Annotated in this window: 1 protein-coding gene; it reads right to left on the minus strand. The window is 78.0% G+C overall.

Annotated elements, in window-relative coordinates; all coding sequences use genetic code 11:
* Positions 1–125: 125 nt before the first annotated feature.
* Positions 126–788 carry a class F sortase gene (locus tag ACFV4F_RS23850; protein ID WP_380505293.1) on the minus strand — a complete coding sequence of 221 codons (663 nt, stop codon included), beginning with the start codon at positions 786–788 and terminating at the stop codon, positions 126–128.
* Positions 789–956 lie beyond the last annotated feature (168 nt).

Consider the following 956-nt stretch of genomic DNA (forward strand, 5'->3'; position numbering starts at 1 on the left):
CTGTCAAACCCCCACCCGCCCCGCTTGCCCGCCCCCCGCCCCCGGCGGCGCCCCCCCCCCCCCCCCCCCCCCCGCCACCGCCCCCCCCCCCCCCCCCCCCGGGGCCCCCCGCGCCCGTTCGGTGTTCAGGCCCGGTGCGACGACTCCAGGTGTGCGAACACGACCACGTTGTCGAGGTAGTCCCGCCGCTTCTTGTCGTACACGCCGCCGCACGTGATCAGCCGCAGCTGCGCGTCCGGCGTCTTCCCGTACACCTTCTGGTCGGGGAAGGCGTTCTTGGCGAAGGTCTCGACGGAGTCCACCGAGAACACCGCGACGGTGCCGTCCGCGCGCGCCACCTCGACCTTGTTGCCCGGCAGCAGCAGGCTCAGCAGCAGGAACACCGCCGGGCCCTTGGTGGTGTCGACGTGGCCGGCGACGACGGCGCTGCCGCGCTCGCCCGGGGTCACGCCGCCGTTGTACCAGCCGACCAGGTTCTTGTCGTCCGGCGGCGGGGCGTTGAGCTGGCCCGCCGGACCGAGCGTCAGCTCGGTGAAGGGGGCGTCCACGGCGATCTGCGGGATCCGCAGCCGGGCCGGCTTGGACCGCTTCAGCGCCGGTGCGCCCGCGGCGGCTGGGGCGGCCGTGGGGCCCGGCTTGGCGGCCGCGGCCGCGGCCGGTGCCGACGGGCCGGGGGCGGCCGGCGCGGTCGCGACCGGGGGAGCGGCCTCGGCGGACGAGGACTCGTCGGCAGTCCGGGAGTCCACCGAGTTGTACATCAGCAGCACGCCGACCGCCGCCGCGCTCATGCCGACGCGCAGCAGCCGGGACGTACCTGGGACGGGAAGCACCGAGGCCCACCTTTCCGGAAACGGCGTCCGCGGGACGGCGCCCGCGGGACGGCCCGCCGCCCCCGTGCGCCCCCCGCGGTGGCGGGGCGGCGCCCAGGGGCGGGGGGGGGGGGCGGCGGGGGGGGG

The organism is Kitasatospora sp. NPDC059722, from assembly GCF_042733235.1.
Classification (GTDB): Bacteria; Actinomycetota; Actinomycetes; order Streptomycetales; family Streptomycetaceae; genus Kitasatospora.